This is a genomic window from Micromonospora narathiwatensis, from assembly GCF_900089605.1.
GTDB classification, from domain to species: domain Bacteria; phylum Actinomycetota; class Actinomycetes; order Mycobacteriales; family Micromonosporaceae; genus Micromonospora; species Micromonospora narathiwatensis.
In genome coordinates, this window is sequence record NZ_LT594324.1 from 4,162,402 (window position 1) to 4,178,854 (window position 16,453).

16 protein-coding genes, 1 tRNA gene and 1 pseudogene are annotated in these 16,453 nt (G+C 74.9%); 7 read left to right on the forward strand and 11 right to left on the reverse strand.

The window, feature by feature from the left end:
• Positions 1–73: 73 nt before the first annotated feature.
• Together GA0070621_RS17825 and GA0070621_RS17830 are read right to left on the reverse strand one after the other, a co-directional pair.
• Positions 74–643, reverse strand: coding sequence for a GNAT family N-acetyltransferase (locus tag GA0070621_RS17825; protein ID WP_091197211.1), 570 nt, complete (start codon positions 641–643; stop codon positions 74–76).
• Positions 640–2,007 carry a cobyrinate a,c-diamide synthase gene (locus tag GA0070621_RS17830; RefSeq protein ID WP_091202574.1) on the reverse strand — a complete coding sequence of 456 codons (1,368 nt, stop codon included), beginning with the start codon at positions 2,005–2,007 and terminating at the stop codon, positions 640–642. Before GA0070621_RS17830 ends, GA0070621_RS17825 begins: the two co-directional genes overlap by 4 nt.
• A 163-nt stretch (positions 2,008–2,170) precedes the next feature.
• Between GA0070621_RS17830 and GA0070621_RS17835 the strand changes: the two genes are divergently transcribed.
• Positions 2,171–2,992: an SURF1 family cytochrome oxidase biogenesis protein gene (locus GA0070621_RS17835; protein ID WP_091197214.1), complete on the forward strand. Its 822-nt coding sequence runs from the start codon at positions 2,171–2,173 to the stop codon at positions 2,990–2,992.
• Positions 2,993–3,114: 122 nt separating this feature from the next.
• Complete coding sequence (locus GA0070621_RS30950; RefSeq protein ID WP_167667023.1) at positions 3,115–4,230, forward strand: hypothetical protein; 1,116 nt, start codon at positions 3,115–3,117, stop codon at positions 4,228–4,230.
• Positions 4,231–4,281: 51 nt separating this feature from the next.
• Here GA0070621_RS30950 and GA0070621_RS17845 read toward each other — a convergent pair whose 3' ends face one another.
• The 4 genes from GA0070621_RS17845 to GA0070621_RS17860 all read right to left on the reverse strand — a co-directional run bounded on the left by GA0070621_RS17845 (position 4,282) and on the right by GA0070621_RS17860 (position 8,440).
• Complete coding sequence (locus GA0070621_RS17845; protein ID WP_091197217.1) at positions 4,282–5,865, reverse strand: ATP-dependent DNA ligase; 1,584 nt, start codon at positions 5,863–5,865, stop codon at positions 4,282–4,284.
• A 169-nt stretch (positions 5,866–6,034) separates the two neighbouring features.
• On the reverse strand, positions 6,035–6,241 hold the full coding sequence (locus tag GA0070621_RS17850; protein WP_091197221.1) for a hypothetical protein: 207 nt from the start codon (positions 6,239–6,241) through the stop codon (positions 6,035–6,037).
• A gap of 78 nt (positions 6,242–6,319) precedes the next feature.
• A complete protein-coding gene (locus tag GA0070621_RS17855; protein WP_091202576.1) occupies positions 6,320–7,687 on the reverse strand; it encodes a dipeptidase in 1,368 nt (455 codons plus the stop codon).
• Positions 7,688–7,816: 129 nt separating this feature from the next.
• Positions 7,817–8,440 carry a uridine kinase family protein gene (locus GA0070621_RS17860; protein WP_091197224.1) on the reverse strand — a complete coding sequence of 208 codons (624 nt, stop codon included), beginning with the start codon at positions 8,438–8,440 and terminating at the stop codon, positions 7,817–7,819.
• Positions 8,441–8,610: 170 nt separating this feature from the next.
• Between GA0070621_RS17860 and GA0070621_RS17865 the strand changes: the two genes are divergently transcribed.
• On the forward strand, positions 8,611–9,012 hold the full coding sequence (locus GA0070621_RS17865) for a rhodanese-like domain-containing protein (protein ID WP_091197225.1): 402 nt from the start codon (positions 8,611–8,613) through the stop codon (positions 9,010–9,012).
• A gap of 86 nt (positions 9,013–9,098) precedes the next feature.
• Here the strand turns inward: GA0070621_RS17865 and GA0070621_RS17870 are convergent, their stop codons facing one another.
• The 3 genes and pseudogenes from GA0070621_RS17870 to GA0070621_RS17880 all read right to left on the reverse strand — a co-directional run bounded on the left by GA0070621_RS17870 (position 9,099) and on the right by GA0070621_RS17880 (position 12,710).
• A complete protein-coding gene (locus tag GA0070621_RS17870; protein ID WP_091202577.1) occupies positions 9,099–10,640 on the reverse strand; it encodes a cobyric acid synthase in 1,542 nt (513 codons plus the stop codon).
• A gap of 200 nt (positions 10,641–10,840) precedes the next feature.
• A pseudogene (locus GA0070621_RS17875) lies at positions 10,841–11,815 on the reverse strand (cobalamin biosynthesis protein); the annotation flags it as partial.
• Positions 11,816–11,906: 91 nt separating this feature from the next.
• The gene (locus GA0070621_RS17880) at positions 11,907–12,710 is read right to left on the reverse strand and encodes a single-stranded DNA-binding protein (RefSeq protein WP_091197228.1); all 804 of its coding nucleotides are present in this window, start codon (positions 12,708–12,710) and stop codon (positions 11,907–11,909) included.
• 312 nt (positions 12,711–13,022) lie between these two features.
• Between GA0070621_RS17880 and GA0070621_RS17885 the strand changes: the two genes are divergently transcribed.
• Positions 13,023–13,442, forward strand: coding sequence for an HPF/RaiA family ribosome-associated protein (locus GA0070621_RS17885; protein WP_167667026.1), 420 nt, complete (start codon positions 13,023–13,025; stop codon positions 13,440–13,442).
• A gap of 86 nt (positions 13,443–13,528) precedes the next feature.
• Positions 13,529–14,572: an alpha/beta hydrolase gene (locus GA0070621_RS17890; RefSeq protein ID WP_091197231.1), complete on the forward strand. Its 1,044-nt coding sequence runs from the start codon at positions 13,529–13,531 to the stop codon at positions 14,570–14,572.
• A 10-nt stretch (positions 14,573–14,582) separates the two neighbouring features.
• Here GA0070621_RS17890 and GA0070621_RS17895 read toward each other — a convergent pair whose 3' ends face one another.
• Positions 14,583–15,323: a hypothetical protein gene (locus GA0070621_RS17895; RefSeq protein ID WP_091197233.1), complete on the reverse strand. Its 741-nt coding sequence runs from the start codon at positions 15,321–15,323 to the stop codon at positions 14,583–14,585.
• Between the two features lie 163 nt (positions 15,324–15,486).
• Between GA0070621_RS17895 and GA0070621_RS17900 the strand changes: the two genes are divergently transcribed.
• Positions 15,487–15,562, forward strand: a tRNA-Arg gene (locus GA0070621_RS17900).
• A 252-nt stretch (positions 15,563–15,814) separates the two neighbouring features.
• Positions 15,815–16,192, forward strand: a complete 378-nt coding sequence (locus GA0070621_RS29600) for a hypothetical protein (RefSeq protein ID WP_157740014.1) — start codon at positions 15,815–15,817, stop codon at positions 16,190–16,192.
• A 36-nt stretch (positions 16,193–16,228) separates the two neighbouring features.
• Here GA0070621_RS29600 and GA0070621_RS17910 read toward each other — a convergent pair whose 3' ends face one another.
• Positions 16,229–16,408, reverse strand: coding sequence for a hypothetical protein (locus GA0070621_RS17910; RefSeq protein ID WP_091197238.1), 180 nt, complete (start codon positions 16,406–16,408; stop codon positions 16,229–16,231).
• Between the last annotated feature and the right edge of the window lie 45 nt (positions 16,409–16,453).

A 16,453-nucleotide genomic window follows, 5' to 3' on the forward strand; every position in this document is an offset into this window, starting at 1 on the left:
TGCGCCCGGGTAGTTGATCAAGAGGTTTGCGGCCGGTGCCGCGAACCTCTTGATCGTCGTCCGGAGGCGGGGCTCAGCGGAGGTCGGCGGCGACGAAGGACCACAGCTCCAGGTCCACCCGGGCGCCCCGGACGAAACCGGCGTTGCGCAGCAGCCCCTCGTAGCTGAAACCGGCCTTCTCGGCCACCCGCCGGGACGCCACGTTCCCCGGCGCCACCCGCAGCTCGACCCGCTGGAAACCGTGCTCCAGGATCAGCGCGATGGCGACCGCGTCCACCGCCTCGGCGGCCAGGCCGTAACCACGGGCGTGCGGGGCGAGCGCGTACGACACCTCGGTCAGCCGGGCACCCCAGTCGGTGCGCCGGGTCCAGAGACAGCCCACCACCCGCTCGTCCTCGCGGCGGACCACCCCGTAATGGTCGCCGTCGCCGCTGTCCCGCCGCTGCCGGGCCAGCTCGGTGCACCAGGCCGGCCCGTCGATCTGCCCGGACGCGTCGGCCAGCGGCAGCCAGCGCTGCGTCTGCCGGTCCGCGAACACCTCGTCGACCGCCTCGGCGTCCGCCGCCACCAACCGGCGTACCTCGGTGCGCGGGGTCGAGACGGTCAGCTCCGGGAAGCGGCGCACCGCCACCTGCCCGATCACGCCGGAGCCTCCGCGGACGCCTCGGCCGCCGCGACCAGCCGGGCCGCGATCTCCGGGTACGCGGCCCAGTGCGGCACCAGCTGCGAGGCGTGCACACCGCGCCAGACGAAGCCCTCCGGGGCGCCGCCGTCCCAGCTCCACGCCGCCCGTTCGCCGGCCCGCGGGGTGAGCACGGCCGCGTGCTGCTTGTAGCCGACCACCACCGTGCCGGCCCCGGCCACCGGGCTGTCGGTCTGCGCGGTGGCCTCCCGGTAGCCGGCCACCAGGCCGTCCCGGCTGCTCCCGGTCGCGTCCAGCACCCCGCACATGGGCAGCCCGTCCAACTCCCGGGCCAGCCACAGCAGGCCGGCCCCCTCGGCGATCACCGGCCGGCCGGTACGGGCCAGCTCGGCCACCGCGATACACAGCCGGCGGTTGGCGGAGAGCTGCTCCGCGTACGACTCGGGGAGCCCGCCGCCGACGACGAGCGCGCGGACCCCGGCGGGCAGGGCCTCGTCGCGCAGCGGGTCGACGGTGACCACCTCGGCCCCGGCGGCGCGCAACAGCTCGGCGGTCTCGGGATGGCTGTAGCCGCCGCCCGGACCGCCGGCGAGCGCCACCACCGGACGCTCCCCGGTCGGCGGGCCGCCCGCCGGTACGGGTGACCAGGGCTCGACGGTCAGCGCCGGCGCGGAACGGGCCAGCGCCAGCAGCCGGTCCAGGTCGACGTTCGCGGCCACCGCCTCGCCGAGCCGGCGCACCGCGCGCAGCGCCTCGCCGTCCCGCCGCACCACCGGGACCACGCCGTGCCGCCGGGCGGGAAGCACCGGGGGCAGCTCGTGGCGGCGCAGCGCACCGTAGACCGGCACCCCGACGTCGTCGAGCGCCTCGCGCAGCATCGCCTCGTGCCGGGGCGACGCCACCCGGTTGAGAATCACCCCGCCCAGCCAGAGCTGCTCGTCGTACGCCCGGAAGCCGTGCGCCAGGGCGGCCACCGACTGGCCCATCGCGGCCACGTCCACCACCAGCACCACGGGGCTGCGCAGCGCGGTGGCGACGGCGGCGGTGGACTCGGTCTCCGGCCGGCCGGCGAGCGAGTCGTAGAGGCCCATGGTGCCCTGCACCAGGGCGAACCCGGTCCCGGCCGCGCCGTGCGCGAAGAGCGGGGCGACCCGCTCCGGCCCGACCAGCCGCGGGTCCAGGTTGCGCCCCGGACGGCCGGCGGCCAGCCCGAGGTACGCCGCGTCCACCTGGTCCGGCCCGACCTTGAAGCCGGCCACGGCCAGCTCCCGGTCGGCGAGGGCGGCGAGCAGGCCCAGGGAGATGGCACCGGTGCCGTGCCCCGAGGAGGGAGCGCTGAGCACGACGCGCGGCACGACGGTCATCATCGACTCCTCGCAGGCGACGGGGACGTACCGGTGGGCGATGCGGGGTGGTTTCCGCCCGCGTGACCATACCCGTCCGGACCGGCCCGCGACGGCCGCCGATCGGCCGGTTCCGGGCCGGCCCAGGTCAGCGGCCGCGTGCGTACGGGTAGCCTTTCCGAACGTGTACCGGTTCCTGCTGACCCCGCGCTGGCTGGGCTATCTCGCGCTGACCCTGGTCGCCGCCGCGGTGATGGTGTTCCTCGGCAACTGGCAGCTGGAGCGCTACCGCGGCCGTACGGCGATCAACGAGCGGATCGACGCCGGCGCCACCATGGCCCCCGCGCCGCTGCGCGACGCCCTGCCGGCGCCGACCGGCGGGGCCGGCACCACCGGCCCGGCCCCGGCCGAACGGGTCACCTGGACCCTGGCCACCGCCACCGGCCGGTACGACACCGACAACATCGTCCTGGTACGCGGCCGGACGGCAAACAGCACGGTCGGCTTCGAGGTGCTCACCCCGCTGGTCCTCGCCGACGGCACCGCCGTGCTGGTCGACCGGGGCTGGATCCCGCCCGTTCCGGGCGGCGACGCCACCGCCCAGCCGTCGGTGCCCGCCGCGCCGACCGGCGACGTGACGGTCACCGGCCGGGTGGTGTCCAGCGAGAGCGGCGGCACCGTCGACCGGCGGAACGGCAAGCTGGAGACCCGACGGATCAGCGTCCCCCGCATCGCCGGGCAGCTGCCGTACCCGGTGGCCGGCGGCTACCTGCTGCTCGACCAGCAGACGCCTGCGGCCGACCCGGCGTTCCAGTCGGTGCCGATCGGGCACACCAACAACTGGCAGAACTTCGGGTACGTGGTGCAGTGGTGGCTCTTCGCCGGCATGAGCATCGTCGGCTACGGCTGGGTGGCACGCCGGGAGGCGCGGCGCGCGGCCGGCCTGGACAAGCCGCGTACGCCCGTCGACCGGGCCGCCGAGCCCGCCTCCAGCGCCGTCACCTGACCGGCCCGACGACCGGGCGGACCGGCCCCGGACGCCGGCCCGGAGCCAGGCGTTCGGGGGCAGCCGGGACACCGGGTACGCGGGTAGGGTCCGCCCATGATCAGCAACCGTGAGGGGGCCCGGTGACGACCCCTGATCCCACGATGCCTCCGCCGCCCGCCGAGCCACCGACCCAGGCGCACCCGGCGTACGACCCGTGGGCCGCCATGCCGCCCGCCGAAGCGCCGCCCACCGAGCGGTTCCCGGTGCTGCCCGCCGCTTCGCCGGACGGTCCCGTCCCGCCCACCGCGCCGTTCCCCGCCTCGGCCGCCGCCCCGGCCGATCCGCCCACCGCGCCGTTCCCCACCGCGCCGTTCCCCTCCGCGCCGTTCCCCTCCGCGCCGCTCCCCACCGCGCCGCTCCCCACCGCGCCGCTCCCCACCGCGCCGTTCCCCTCCGCGCCGTTCCCGGCCCCGGCCGCCGCCCCGGCCGATCCGCCCACCGCGCCGTTCCCCTCCGCGCCGTTCCCCTCCGCGGCGTTCCCGGCCCCGGCCGCCGCACCGACCGCGCAGTTCCCGCCGACCGCGCCGTTCGCCGCCGCTCCGGTCGATCCGCCGACCGCGCCGTTCGCCGCCGCACCGCCGACCGCGCCGTTCGCCGCCGTCCCGCCGGCCGCGATCCCCGCGTCGCCGGGCCCGGGCCCGTTCCCCGCGTCACCGCCGGCACCCACGCCGCCCCCGATGGGCGCACCGCCCCCCGGCTCGGTGCCTCCCGCGACGGCGCAGTTCTCCGCGCCGCCCGCCTTCTCGGCACCGCCCGCCTTCTCGGCACCGCCGGCGCCGCAGTACGGGGAACTGGCGGCCCGGCCCGGGCCGCACCCGCCGTTGGGACCGCTGCCGCCCGCGCATTCCGTGGTGGCCGTGCAGATCGGCGAGATCATGGTCACGCCGCCCGTGATCCGTACGCCGGCCGGCGTGCTGCCGCTCGCCGGCTCCTCCTGGCACGTGGTCGACCACTGGCAGAAGGAGGAGAAGATCGCGACCTGGGCGCTGGTCTGCGCCATCCTCGGCTTCTTCTGCCTGACCGTGTTCAGCCTGCTCTTCCTGCTGATCAAGGAGACCAGGCACCACGGGACCGTGCAGGTGACGGTGACCAACGGTGGTCGCCAGTACGTGGCCCGGATCCCCGTGGTGGACCAGTCCCAGGTGCAGCAGATCAACAACCAGGTCAACTACGCCCGGTCGCTGTCGGTCGGCTGACCGCTCCCGGCGCCGGAGGTGGCCCACGCCTCCGCCTCCGGCGCCCGCGACTCACCCGGTGACCCGCCCGGAGTGGATGGCGCGTACGTCGTCGATCGTGTCGGCCTCGGCGGCGGTCTTGTCGTCCCGGTAGCGCACCACCCGGGCGAAGCGCAGCGCCATGCCGCCCGGGTAGCGGCTGCTGGTCTGCACCCCGTCGAACGCGATCTCGACCACCTGTTCGGGGCGGACCCGGACCACCCAGTCGCCCCGCTCCACGGCCAGGTCGAGGAACCGCGCGGTCTGCCAGCGCAGCAACTCGTCGCTGAGCCCCTTGAACGTCTTGCCCAGCATGACGAACTCTCCGGTGCGCGGGTCACGCGCGCCGAGGTGCAGGTTGGAGAGCCAGCCCTGCCGCCGGCCGCTGCCCCACTCGACCGCGAGCACGACCAGGTCGAGGGTGTGCCGGGGCTTGACCTTGACCCAGGCCGAGCCGCGCCGGCCGGCGTCGTAGGGGGCGGCCGGGTCCTTCACCACCACCCCCTCCTGGCCGGCGTCGATCGCCGCGGCGAAGGCGGCCCCGGCCTGCGCCGGGCCGTCCACCTCGATCCGGCCGACCAGCAGCGTCGGGTCGACCGCGGCGGCCAGCGCGGCCCACCGCTCCCGGCCGGGCCGGTCGATCAGATCCGTGCCGTCTAGGTGCAGCAGGTCGAAGAAGTACGGCGTCAGCACGGTCTCGCCGGTGCGCTCGGCGGCGGCGAGCACCGCGGGCGCCACCGCCGTACCCCCGGTGGTGCTGGGGGTGGTGCGCCGGGCCGCCCGGCTGGACGTCTGTTGGAAGGGCAGCGGGCGGCCGGTGGCGTCCAGCCCGATCGCCTCGCCGTCGAGCACCAGCTCCCGCGCGGGCAGCGCGCGGACGGCCGCCACCACCTCGGGCATCCGGGCGGTGATGTCGTCGAGACTGCGGGAGAAGACCGCGATGTCCGGGCCGGACCGGTGCACCTGGATGCGGATACCGTCGAGCTTCACGTCGACCACCGCAGGCACGCCGGTGGCGGTGAGCGCCTCGTCGACCGTCGGGGCGCTCTGCGCCAGCATCGGCGCCAGTGGACGGCCCACCTGGAGGCCGAACCCGGCCAGCGCCGCCGCACCGCCGGAGAGCGCGGCCACCGCCACCGTCCGCAGGTCGCCGGCGAGCAGCAGAGCCCGTCGGACCGCCGTCACCGGCACCTCGGCGGCCCGGGCCACGGCGTCGGCGAGCAGGCCGGCCTGGGCGCCCTGGCGCAGCTCCCCGCGGAACAGGCCGACCAGCAATCGCTGCTCGTCGGCGGTGGCCGCGGCGAAGAGCCGGTGCAGCAGCTCGCGGCGGCGGGCCTGCGAGCCGGGGCCGTGTACCGCGGCAATCTCGTCGACGGCCGCGTCGACGCCGGCCACGGTCAGCGTCGGCTCGGCGGCCGGCGGCGGCAGGTCGCGCAGGCCCGCCCAGCCCACGCCGGTCTGCCGCTGACGCAGCTCACCGGCGAGATAGCCGGCGCCCGCCGGGACCTCGGCCGGATCGAGCGAGCGCAGCGCGGCGGCGAGCAGTTCCACCTTGGCCCGCCGGCCGCTGGTGGCCCCCACCGCGGCGGAGGTGGCCGCCAGGTCGAGAAACCGCACGGATCCCATCCTGCCAGCCACCCCCGATCCGGCGGCGCATCCCGGCCGGGCGACGGATCCCGCGCGCCGCCCGACCGGGCACCGCCCCGACCGGTCCCGCAGCCGGTCCGACCGACCGGCCACACCCCCGAGTCGATCACCACCGCTGCCGCCGAGGGGCCGGACCCGGTCAGGCCGAGACCGGCTCCTCGATCCGCAGGCCACGGGCGCGGACCTCGTCGGCGACCCGGGTGAGCAGCGCGTCGAGCGTGACCAGCGTGGCGGAGAGTTCGCCGAGCCGATCCTTGAGCGTGTCCTCGGGCCACGCGGAGACGTGGACGTCTCCCAGAGCGCTGACGGCGGCCTGGAGCCGCGCCATCTCGTCATTCGTACGCATGTTCGAGAGGCTATAACAGCCCTGCGCCCGACACACCGCAAACTCCGACATCCGTGCCGAAGTTACGGTTTCGACACCTCACTCCGACCTCGCGCCCGCCTCGGCGACCTTGGCCAGCAGCAGCGCCTCGGCCAGGCAGACCCGGGCGAACTCGCCCAGGTGCAGGCTCTCGTTCGGCCCGTGCGCCCGGGCGTGCGGGTCCTCCACGCCGGTCACCAGGATCGCCGCCTCCGGGAACATCTCCTGGAAGGTGGCGATGAACGGGATCGAGCCGCCCACGCCGATGTCGACCGGGTCGGTGCCCTCCCAGGCACGCTTGAAGGCCGTCCGCGCCGCCGCGAACATCGGCCCGGTGGCGTCGATGACGCAGGGGAAGCCGTCGTGCTCGAAGGTCACCGTCACCCGCGCGCCCCACGGAGCGTGCTTCTCCAGGTGGGTGGTCAGCGCGGCGTACGCCTTCTTCGGGTCGTCGCCCGGCGCCAGCCGTACGCTCAGCTTCGCCTTCGCCGACGGGACGAGCGCGTTCGGCGCCTCAGCGGTGGCCGGGGCGTCGATGCCGAGCACGGCGAGGGCCGGCTTGGTCCAGAGCCGGTCGGTGATCCGGCCGGTGCCGAAGAGTTCGGCCCCCTCGACCAGCCCCGCCTCGGCGCGGAACCGGTCCTCCGGGTAGTCCACGCTCGCGCCCTCCCGGCCGACCAGCCCGTCGACCGCCACGTCACCGGCGTCGTCGTGCAACGTGGCGAGCAGCTTGACCAGCGCGGTGAGGGCGTCCGGCACGGCACCGCCGAACATGCCGCTGTGCACGGCGTGGTCGAGGGTGCGCACCTCCACGAAGCAGTTGACGATGCCGCGCAGCGAGGTGGTCAGCGCGGGTACGCCGACGTCCCAGTTGGTCGAGTCGGCGATCACGATGACGTCCGAGGCCAGCTCCTCGCGGTGCTCGGCGAGCAGCCGCTCCAGCGAGTCCGAGCCGTACTCCTCCTCGCCCTCGATGAAGAGGACCACGCCGACCGGGAGCTGGTCACCGAACGCGCGCAGCGCGGCGACGTGCGCCATGATGCCGGCCTTGTCGTCGGCGGCGCCCCGGCCGTAGAGGCGGCCGTCCCGCTCCACGGGCTCGAACGGGTCGGACTCCCACAGCGTCAGGTCGCCGACCGGCTGGACGTCGTGGTGGGCGTACATCAGGACGGTGGGCGCGCCGGGCGGGGCCGGCTTCGTCCCGATCACGGCCGGCTGCCCGCCGGAACGCACGATCTTGGTGTCGAGGCCGCAGCCGCGCAGCAGCTCCGCCACCGCCTCGGCGGAGCGCTCCACGTGCGAGTGGTCGAAGCCCTCGAAGGCGATGCCCGGGATACGGACGAGGCGTTCCAGGTCGGCACGGACTCCGGGCAGTTCACGCTCGACGGCGGCCCGCACCTCGGACTCGGACAGGATCGGTGTGGTCATGACCGGCATCGTATGCCGGCCTTACCGCAGGCCACCCCCGAGGCCGCCGCACCGCCCCGGCCACCGGCGCCCACCGATGCTCGCCCGGCCGACATGCCACCGCGCCGGACGCCGCCTACCGGTGGCCGGTCAGCGGCGGCGGACGTAGTACCGGTCGGGGTCGTGGGCCAGGGCGGCGGCGCCGTCGACCACGAGGTCCACCCCGGCCTCGGTGCCGTCGGCCGCGAAGTGCGCCCGCTCGCCGGCGTGCCAGCGGCGCAGTTCGGGCAGGATCGCCGCGCCGTCGCGGGCGAGCGCCCGGGACAGCCGCAGCTCCGCCGGCGCGGTGACGAAGACCGACAGCGTCAGCTCCGGCCGGACCGCGGCGCGCGCGGCGCTCACCCCCTCGACGACGAGCACCGGCCCGGCCGGGACCGGCACCTCGCGGTCCAGGAAGCGGCGCCGCTCCCAGCTGTACGGGCGGTACGCGCCGGACCGGCCCGCCCGTACCGGGCCGAGCACCCAGCGCTCCAGTCGGGGCCAGAAGGTGAGCTGGTCGTCCCAACCGTCGAGCAGGTCGTCGGTGCGGACCACCGGTGGCCGGTCGCCGCCGGGCAGCGCGGCGAACGCGTCCGCGAGGCGCGCCGCGAAGACGGTCTTGCCCGCACCGCTCGGCCCGTCGACCGCCACCAGTCGGGTACGCCCCAACCGCGCCGGCCCGGCGAGCACCTGTTCGGCCAACCCGGCGTACGCCTCGACCACCGCCACCGTCACCCGGGAGACGCTAGCGCCGCCACCCGGGATCGAGCCGGCCGCCCACCCCGAACGAGGTATTCGCTGGTCAGCAGGTGTCCCCCGTCCGCTTGATCCTGCCCTCCGGCAGTCGGGTTCGCCGGGCGGGCCGGCGGACCCGCCGGCATCATCGGGTGGTGCTCCATGACGTGATGAGTCCGGGCGTCGACGCCCTGCTGGAACAGGCTCGGGCCGGCCTCCGCCGGCTCACCCCGCACGAGACCGTCGAAGCGGTCCGCCAGGGCGCGCTGCTGGTCGACACCCGTCCCGAGGCGCGACGACGCGAGCAGGGCGAACTGCCGGGCGCGATCGTCATCGAGCGGAACGTGCTGGAGTGGCGGCTGGACCCGGCCAGCGCCTGGCGCATCCCGGAGGCAACCGGGTACGACCGGCAGATCGTGGTGGTGTGCGCCGAGGGCTACAGCTCCAGCCTGGCCGCGGCCAGCCTCCAGGCGCTCGGCCTGCGCCGGGCCACCGACATGATCGGTGGCGTGCAGAGCTGGCGGGAGTCGGGACTGCCGATGTCCGAGCGCCCCGCCGACGTGCGCTACTGAGCAGCCACCCGCTCCGGCCGCCGGTGGGCCGTACCCGGTCGACCTCGGCCGGTCGAACTCAGCCCGTCGACCTCGGCCGGCCGGGATCAGCCGGTCGGCGCGCCCGGCGGGATGAACGGCAGGGCCGGCGGCGGCCCGGACTCGATCAGTCGCCACAGGGCGTCGGTGTCCAGGTGCTCCTCGACCAGGTCGCCGAGCAGGTCCAGGGTCCGCTCGCGGACGGCGGCGAACGCGGTGTCCGGGGCGACCTTGAAGCCGGTGCGACCGGCCAGCCGGGCCGCCTCGGTGAGGAACCGGCGGCGGAACTCGTCGGACTCGAAGGCACCGTGCCAGTGGGTGCCGTGCACCGCACCGAGCCGGGCTCCCTCGCCGACCCCGTCGGCGTACCGGAGCAGCGGTGGCAACGCCGGGTCGGCGGCGGAGACGTACCCGTGGTGGATCTCGTAACCCTGCACCGGGACGTCACCGTCGGCGGTACCGGTGGCCCGGCGGACCGTCTTGCGCGCGTCGAAGGTGACCTCGACGGGCAGCAGCCCGAGCCCGGGGACGCTGCCCTGGCCGCTCTCCACCGTGTCGTGGATGGTCCGGGCCAGCATCTGGAACCCGCCGCAGATGCCGAGCAGTGGCCGGCCGGCGGCGGCGTGCCCCGTGAGGGCGTCGGCCAGGCCGGTCTCCCGCAGCCAGGCCAGGTCGGCGACGGTCGACTTGGAGCCGGGAAGCACCACCAGGTCGGCGCCGGCCAACTCGGCCGGCTCGATCGTCAGCCGCACCCGCACCCCCGGCTCGGTGGCGAGGGCCTCGACGTCGGTCGCGTTGCTGATCCGGGGCAGCCGGACCACCGCCACGTCGAGCCAGTCCGTGCCCCGAGGCGCGGCCGGCCGGCCGAGCACCCGGCCGTACGCGAGCGAGTCCTCGGCGTCCAGCCAGAGGTCCAACTCCCAGGGCAGCACCCCGTACGTGGGCCGGCCGGTGACCCGGTGCAGCATGTCCAGCCCCGGCCGGAGCAGGCCCAGGTCGCCCCGGAACTTGTTGATCACGAAGCCGGCGATCAGGGCCTGGTCGGCCGGATCGAGCAACGCGACGGTGCCGAACATCGAGGCGAACACGCCGCCCCGGTCGATGTCACCGACCACGATGGTGGGCAGGCCGGCGTGCCGGGCCAGCCCCATGTTGACGTAGTCGCCGGCCCGCAGGTTGATCTCGGCGGGGCTGCCGGCGCCCTCGCAGATCACCACGTCGTACGCCGCCCGCAGCTCGGCCAGTGCCGCGTACGCGGTCCCGGCGAGCCGGGGACGCAGTTGGCGGTAGTTGCCGGCGGTGACCGTGTCGACCGCCTCGCCGAGCAGCACCACCTGGCTGGCATGGTCGCTGCCGGGCTTGAGCAGCACCGGGTTGAAGCGCAGGTCCGGGGCGAGCCCGCAGGCGGCGGCCTGCATCGCCTGGGCCCGGCCGATCTCGCCGCCGCGCCCGTCCGGGCCGACCACCACGGCCGAGTTGTTGGACATGTTCTGCGCCTTGAACGGCGCCACCCGCGCACCCCGGCGCCGCAGCCACCGGCAGATGCCGGCGGTGAGCACGCTCTTGCCCGCGTCGGAGGTGGTGCCGGCGACCAGCAGCCCGCCGCTCACCGCCCGCTCCCCCGCCACACCCGCCCGGCCGCCCCGACGCGACCAGCAGCCCCGTCGCCGCTGGCCAGGCCCGCGCCGGGCGTCGGACGGCGCCGGGCTCCACCGCCCACGGCCCGGTACGCGGTTCCGCCGCCCATGACCCCGTGCCGGGTTCCGCCGCCGGTGGACCCGTGCCGGGTTCCGGCAGCAGCCACGTGACGCAGGACGGAGCGGGCCGCCGCGCCGACCAGACGGCCGACGGTCAGCGGGTAGGCCGCGGCGAGACCGAGCGCAACCAGTCCGACCGCGCCGGAGATCCGGGCCGCCCGATCCAGGTGCCGCGCCTCGGGCCGGGGCCCGTCGCCGAGGAACGGCCGCGTCTCGGAACGCCCGAAGTAGACGTTGCGCCCGCCCAGCCGTACGCCGAGCGCGCCAGCCATCGCCGCCTCGCACTGGCCGGCGTTCGGGCTCGGGTGGTCGTTGCGGTCCCGACGCCAGATCCGCCAGGCGGCTCTCCGGTCCCCGTCGGCGGCCGGCGCGACCGCGATGGTGAGCAACCCGGTCAGCCGGGCCGGAACCAGGTTGAGCAGGTCGTCCAGGCGGGCGGCCGGGGTGCCGAAGCGGGCGTAGCGGGGCGAGCGGTGCCCGACCATCGCGTCGAGCGTGTTCGCCGCCCGGTAGCCGAGCAGGCCGGGCAGCCCGGCGAGCGCACCCCAGGTCAGCGGTGCGACGACGGCGTCGGAGGTGTTCTCGGCGACCGACTCGACGGTGGCCCGGGCCAGTTCCGGCTCGTCCAGCGTGGCGGGGTCCCGGCCACAGAGATGGTTGAGCCGGCCACGTGCGGCGGGCAGGTCACCGTCGCGCAGCGCCCGTGCCATCACCGTCGACTCGTGCCGCAGGGTACGTCCGCCCAGCACGGTCCAGGTGCCGGCGGCCACCAGCGCCGCGCGGGCCACCGGTCGACGTCGGGTGGCGAGCGTGGCGGCGACGCCGAGCAGCACCGGCGCACCGACGGCGAGCACGGTGAACGCCGCGCCGGCCGACCGGTTCGGCCGGTAGATCCGTTGCTCCAGTGCCCCGGCCGCCCGGCCGAATCCGGCCACCGGGTGCCACTGCCGGGGATCACCCAGCAGTGCGTCCAGGGCGTAGCCCGTCACCAGTCCCGCCGCGTTCGCCATCGCGGTCGCCTGCCGCACCCGTCACCACCTCCGGCCGGCCAGCCTAGTCGTACGGCGGGGTGGCCACGCCGGCGTCGCCACCCCGCTCCCCCGTGCACGAAGCGGCTGCTCAGGCCGGCACGGGCGTCCGCCGCCGCCCCCGGCGACCCGAACCGGTCGGGGTGACCTCGTCCACGCCGGCCACGGCGGTCGCCTCGCCGCTGTCCTCGTCGGGCTCGGGGGCCAGCTCGTCGTCGTCACCCGCACCGCCGGCCGGCTCGTCGAACGGGTCGGCCGGCCCGTCGACGTCGCTTGCCGGCCCGTCCGGGTCGCCCGGCAGTTCGTGCCCGGCCCGGCCGGCGAACCCCGACGGCTCCTGCCCGGCCCGACCGGCGAACTCCGGCGGTTCGTGCCCGGCCCGCGCGCCGTACTCCGGCAGCTCGAAATCGTCGTCGAACGGCCGGTCGTCGGGGGAGGCCGGCGCCTGCGCGACCGGCACCGGCTCGGTCTCCTCGCCGTGCACCCGCCGCTCCGCCTCGGCGTCCTCGACCGTGCTGGTGGTCGTGCCGGGCCGGTTGCGCAGGAACCGACCCCGGCCCCGGGACAGGTCGTGACCGACGGCGACCGCCTCCAACTCGTAGAGGGTGCGGTGGTTGCCCGCGTCGTCGGTCCAGTCACGGGTGTAGAGCCGGCCGACGACAACCACCGGGTCGCCGACCATCACCGAGGCGGCCACCCCCTCGGCCAGCTTGCGCCAGCAGTTCACCCGCACCCGCAGGCTGTTCCCGTCTACCCAGCGACCGCTGTCCCGGTCCAGGCGGCGAGCGGTGGAGGCGACCTTGAAGTTGGCCACCAGGGTGTTGCTCTGCGTGGTGCGGCGCCACTCGGGCGCGGTCAGCACGTTGCCGACCACGGTGACGTAGGTATCGAACATCGCCCCTCCCAGGGACACTCGGCTTGTCGTCGCCGAGCCTCGACCGGCGGGGGCCCGGTCACCAGCCACGCCACCTACGCCTGTGGACGACGGACCGGGCTGTGGACAACCGCCTGATCAAGGTCCCGTCTGCTAGGGACCACAGTCCCTACGGCGGCGACCTGCGGCGCGGCATGATCGGAAGTGCCGACCGGGACACCGGGTCAAGGGGTTCCGGACGCCGCCCGATCGGGTATGGAGTTGATCAACCGAGAGAAAGGGCAGCGAGATGACCATCCGCGCACCCCGTACCGACGTCCGTGGGGCCGAGCGATGAGCGCCGTGGCGAACCCCGCGACCGTGGCCGCGTGCCTGCGGGTCGGCGCCGGGTTCTCCCAGGGCGACCGCAACTGGATCGCCGAACGGTTCGCGACCCTGGACGCCCGGCTCGCCGGGTTCCACGCCGACGCCACCGAACTGGAGGTGTCGGTCAAGGACCGGGAGGCACGGGGGCAGAAGGTGACCCTGGAGTGCTGGATCGCGGGACGGCAGAAGATCGTCACCACCTCCGTCGAGGAGGATCTGCACGCCGCGCTCAACGACGTCCGGGACGACCTGCGCCGCCGGCTCAACGACGCGAAGACCCGGCAGGAGCCACGCAACAACAAGCACCTGCGCGAGGGTCACCACGCCGAGGGCGTACCGGCCCAGGCCGGGGCGGTCGACGAGCGGGCCGACGAGGAGCCCGCCTGAGTGCTCCCCCGCTCCCGTCCGAGGCGGTGCGACGGGACGGGAGCGGGGGCTACCGCCGGGTAGCTCCGCGGCGTACCGTCGCGGTCGTGGAACCCGACGTGCTGGGACCGCCGTACGAGCGGCAGACGATCGACCTCGGCGGCGACGACGAGGGTCCGGTCGTCGCGACCCTGGTCCGCCGGCGGGCCGGGCGCCCGACCCGCCGGGCGGTGCTCTACGTCCACGGCTTCGTCGACTACTTCTTCCAGACCCACGTCGCCGACTTCTTCGCCGAGCGGGGCTGGGACTTCTACGCCCTCGACCTGCGCAAGTACGGCCGCAGCCTGCTGCCGCACCAGACCCCGAACTTCTGCCGCGACCTGAGCGACTACTTCCCCGAGCTGGACGCCGCCGCCAAGATCGTCCGCACCGACGAGGGCCACGACAAGCTGCTCGTCATGGGTCACTCCACCGGCGGCCTGATCCTCTCGCTCTGGGCGCACGCCCGCCGCGAGGCCGGCCTGGTCGACGGGCTCTTCCTCAACAGCCCCTTCTTCGACATCAACGCCCCCTGGCTGGTCCGTCGGCCCCTCGCGGCCGCCGTCTCCCGGCTGGGCCGTCGGGCGCCGCACCGCGTCCTCCCGTTCGGGCTCGGCACCGTGTACGGCGAGAGCCTGCACGCCGACCACCGCGGCGAGTGGCGGTACGACCTGGCCTGGAAGCCGCTCGCCGGATTCCCGGTACGCGCCGGCTGGATCAACGCGATCCGCGCCGGCCAGCGGCAGCTCCGGGCCGGCCTGGACATCCCGGTGCCGGTGCTGCTGGCCTGCTCCACCCGCAGCTACCGGGGTACGAAGTGGCACGAGTCGGCCACCCTCGCCGACGCCGTGCTGGACGTGGAACACATGGTGCGCTGGGCACCCCGGCTCGGCCGGCACGTCACCCTGGCCCGCTTCGACGGCGGGCTGCACGACCTGACGCTCTCCAGCCCCGCCGTACGGGAAAGGGTCTTCGCCGAGGCCGGGCGATGGGCGGAGGCGTTCCTCGGCGCGGGCCCCACCGAGCCGACGCCAGCCGACCCGACGCAGGACGGTCCGCCGGCGGCGCGCCGCCCGGCCGACGACCGGGCCGGCGCCGCCGCCGAGGGCTGAGCCGGAAAGATCAGCGGTAGCCGGCGGTTGCCGCCGCGATGGCCGACCTGATCCGGTCGAACGTCGCGACCCGGTGACCACCGTGCTCGGCGGGCAGGAGCAGGCCGAGGCAGCTCAGCGCCAGTTCCCCCTCGGCGTGTGTCCCGACGCCGAACACGGGCGCGCCCACGTACCCGGCCGGCAGTTCGGTGGTGACGCGCAGGTCGTCGCCGTCCCGGACCACCCGCTCGATCACCGCCTCCAACGGCCGCGACCCGTCGTCGGCGACGCCGAGTGCCAGCACGAACGCCGCGCTCGGGTCCGCCCCGACCCGGGCGATCGCGTCGGCCCGCGCGGCCACCGCGTCGGTCACCTGCTGGGTACGCCACCGCCAGCCCTCGTCCTCGGCGTGCCCGTGCAGCCCGCCGGTCGGCATGGCGGCCACACCGATCTCCGCGAGGTGCAGCCACTGGCCGGCGAAGTCGGGCATCAGGATGCCGTCGGACGCCGCGTCCGCCGGCTCCGTGACGCTCGGCCGCAGACCGATTTCCCCGTACGGCGCCATGGTGGCCGCGTCGGCGGTCAGCAGCCACTCGTGCACCACGTCCCCGTCCTCCGTGGCGCCGACCAACTCGCTGTAGAAGAAGGCGGTGGCGAAGCCCTGCCCGGCCGCCCCGGGGCGGTCGAACCGGCTCAGCGGCAGGATGGCTCGCCCGAGCAACTGGCACAGCTCGTAGACGATCTCGTTCTCGGTCTCCTGATCGAGCAGCACGACGAGAGGGTACAAACCGGGCCGCGTGGCCTGCGCGCGGGGCGTAACCGGGCTGCCGGAATGAGACGCCTCGTGCGACCCTGGGCACCGACGTGGGCCGCGACCACCCGTTCCCCCGACAACGCCGGGGGCGGCGGTACCCTCTTGGCGCACACGTCGACGCGCGCCCGTAGCTCAGCGGATAGAGCAGGGGACTTCTAATCCCAAGGCCGCAGGTTCGAATCCTGCCGGGCGCACCACCGTCACCCCAGGTCAACGGCTTGTCGTTTTCGGCCCAGTGGATCACCACGGCCGATACAGCCATTCGTACAGTCAAGTCAGCCGAAGAGCTGCCTCGTCCACGGCGGCCCGCTCGAACTCTGGCACGACGTGGGCGTAGGCGTTCATGTCAGTCCGATCTGGCTGCAACCGAGCAGCGTCCAGGGCGACGCCCCGGAGACGGGAGATCTATCGGTGATGATCGCGTGGGGTCGGTCTGGGATCCTGGCCGCATGGAGAGTCCGGATCCGGGCGGGCCGCTGAGTGACGCGGAGGTCCAGGAGTTGACGCGGTTGCTGGCACGGCTCGCGTCGCACGATCTGGACCAGTGGGAGAACTGGCGTATCGACACCTCGCATGGTCCGGTGTTCATGTCGATCAGCCGTAAGTTGCTGCCGGGCTGGCCGGAGGATGCGTTCACCACGATCTGGCCGATGCCTGGGCATCTGGCCAAGGACCGCCCCAGGGGTTGGACCGTGTGGCGGCAGGACGACAACGGCAACCGGTACGAGGTTTCCCGACACGACAGCCGGACGGAGGCGGACTCAACGGCCGCCCGGATGGAGGCCCGAGGCCACAAGCAGACCTATTGGGTCGCCCGGTCAGCCTGAGCTCCCCGAAATGGACAACACGTTTTGCTTCGGCGGTCAGGCGCTCGCCCGGCGCAGCCGATGCCGCTCCAGCCGCTCCGCCCGAAACTTGTCGAGGGTGAGTTCTGCGTCCGCCAGCCGAAGGCATCCGCTGGCTGTGCACACCGAGCAATTGTTCCGCTCGTGGTAGGCGACGCAGTACGACGCGAGGATGACGGCGAACGGGATCTCAGGCACGCCAGCCTCCGGCCCGGTATGCCTGCCCGCGAGTCAACAGCGGGG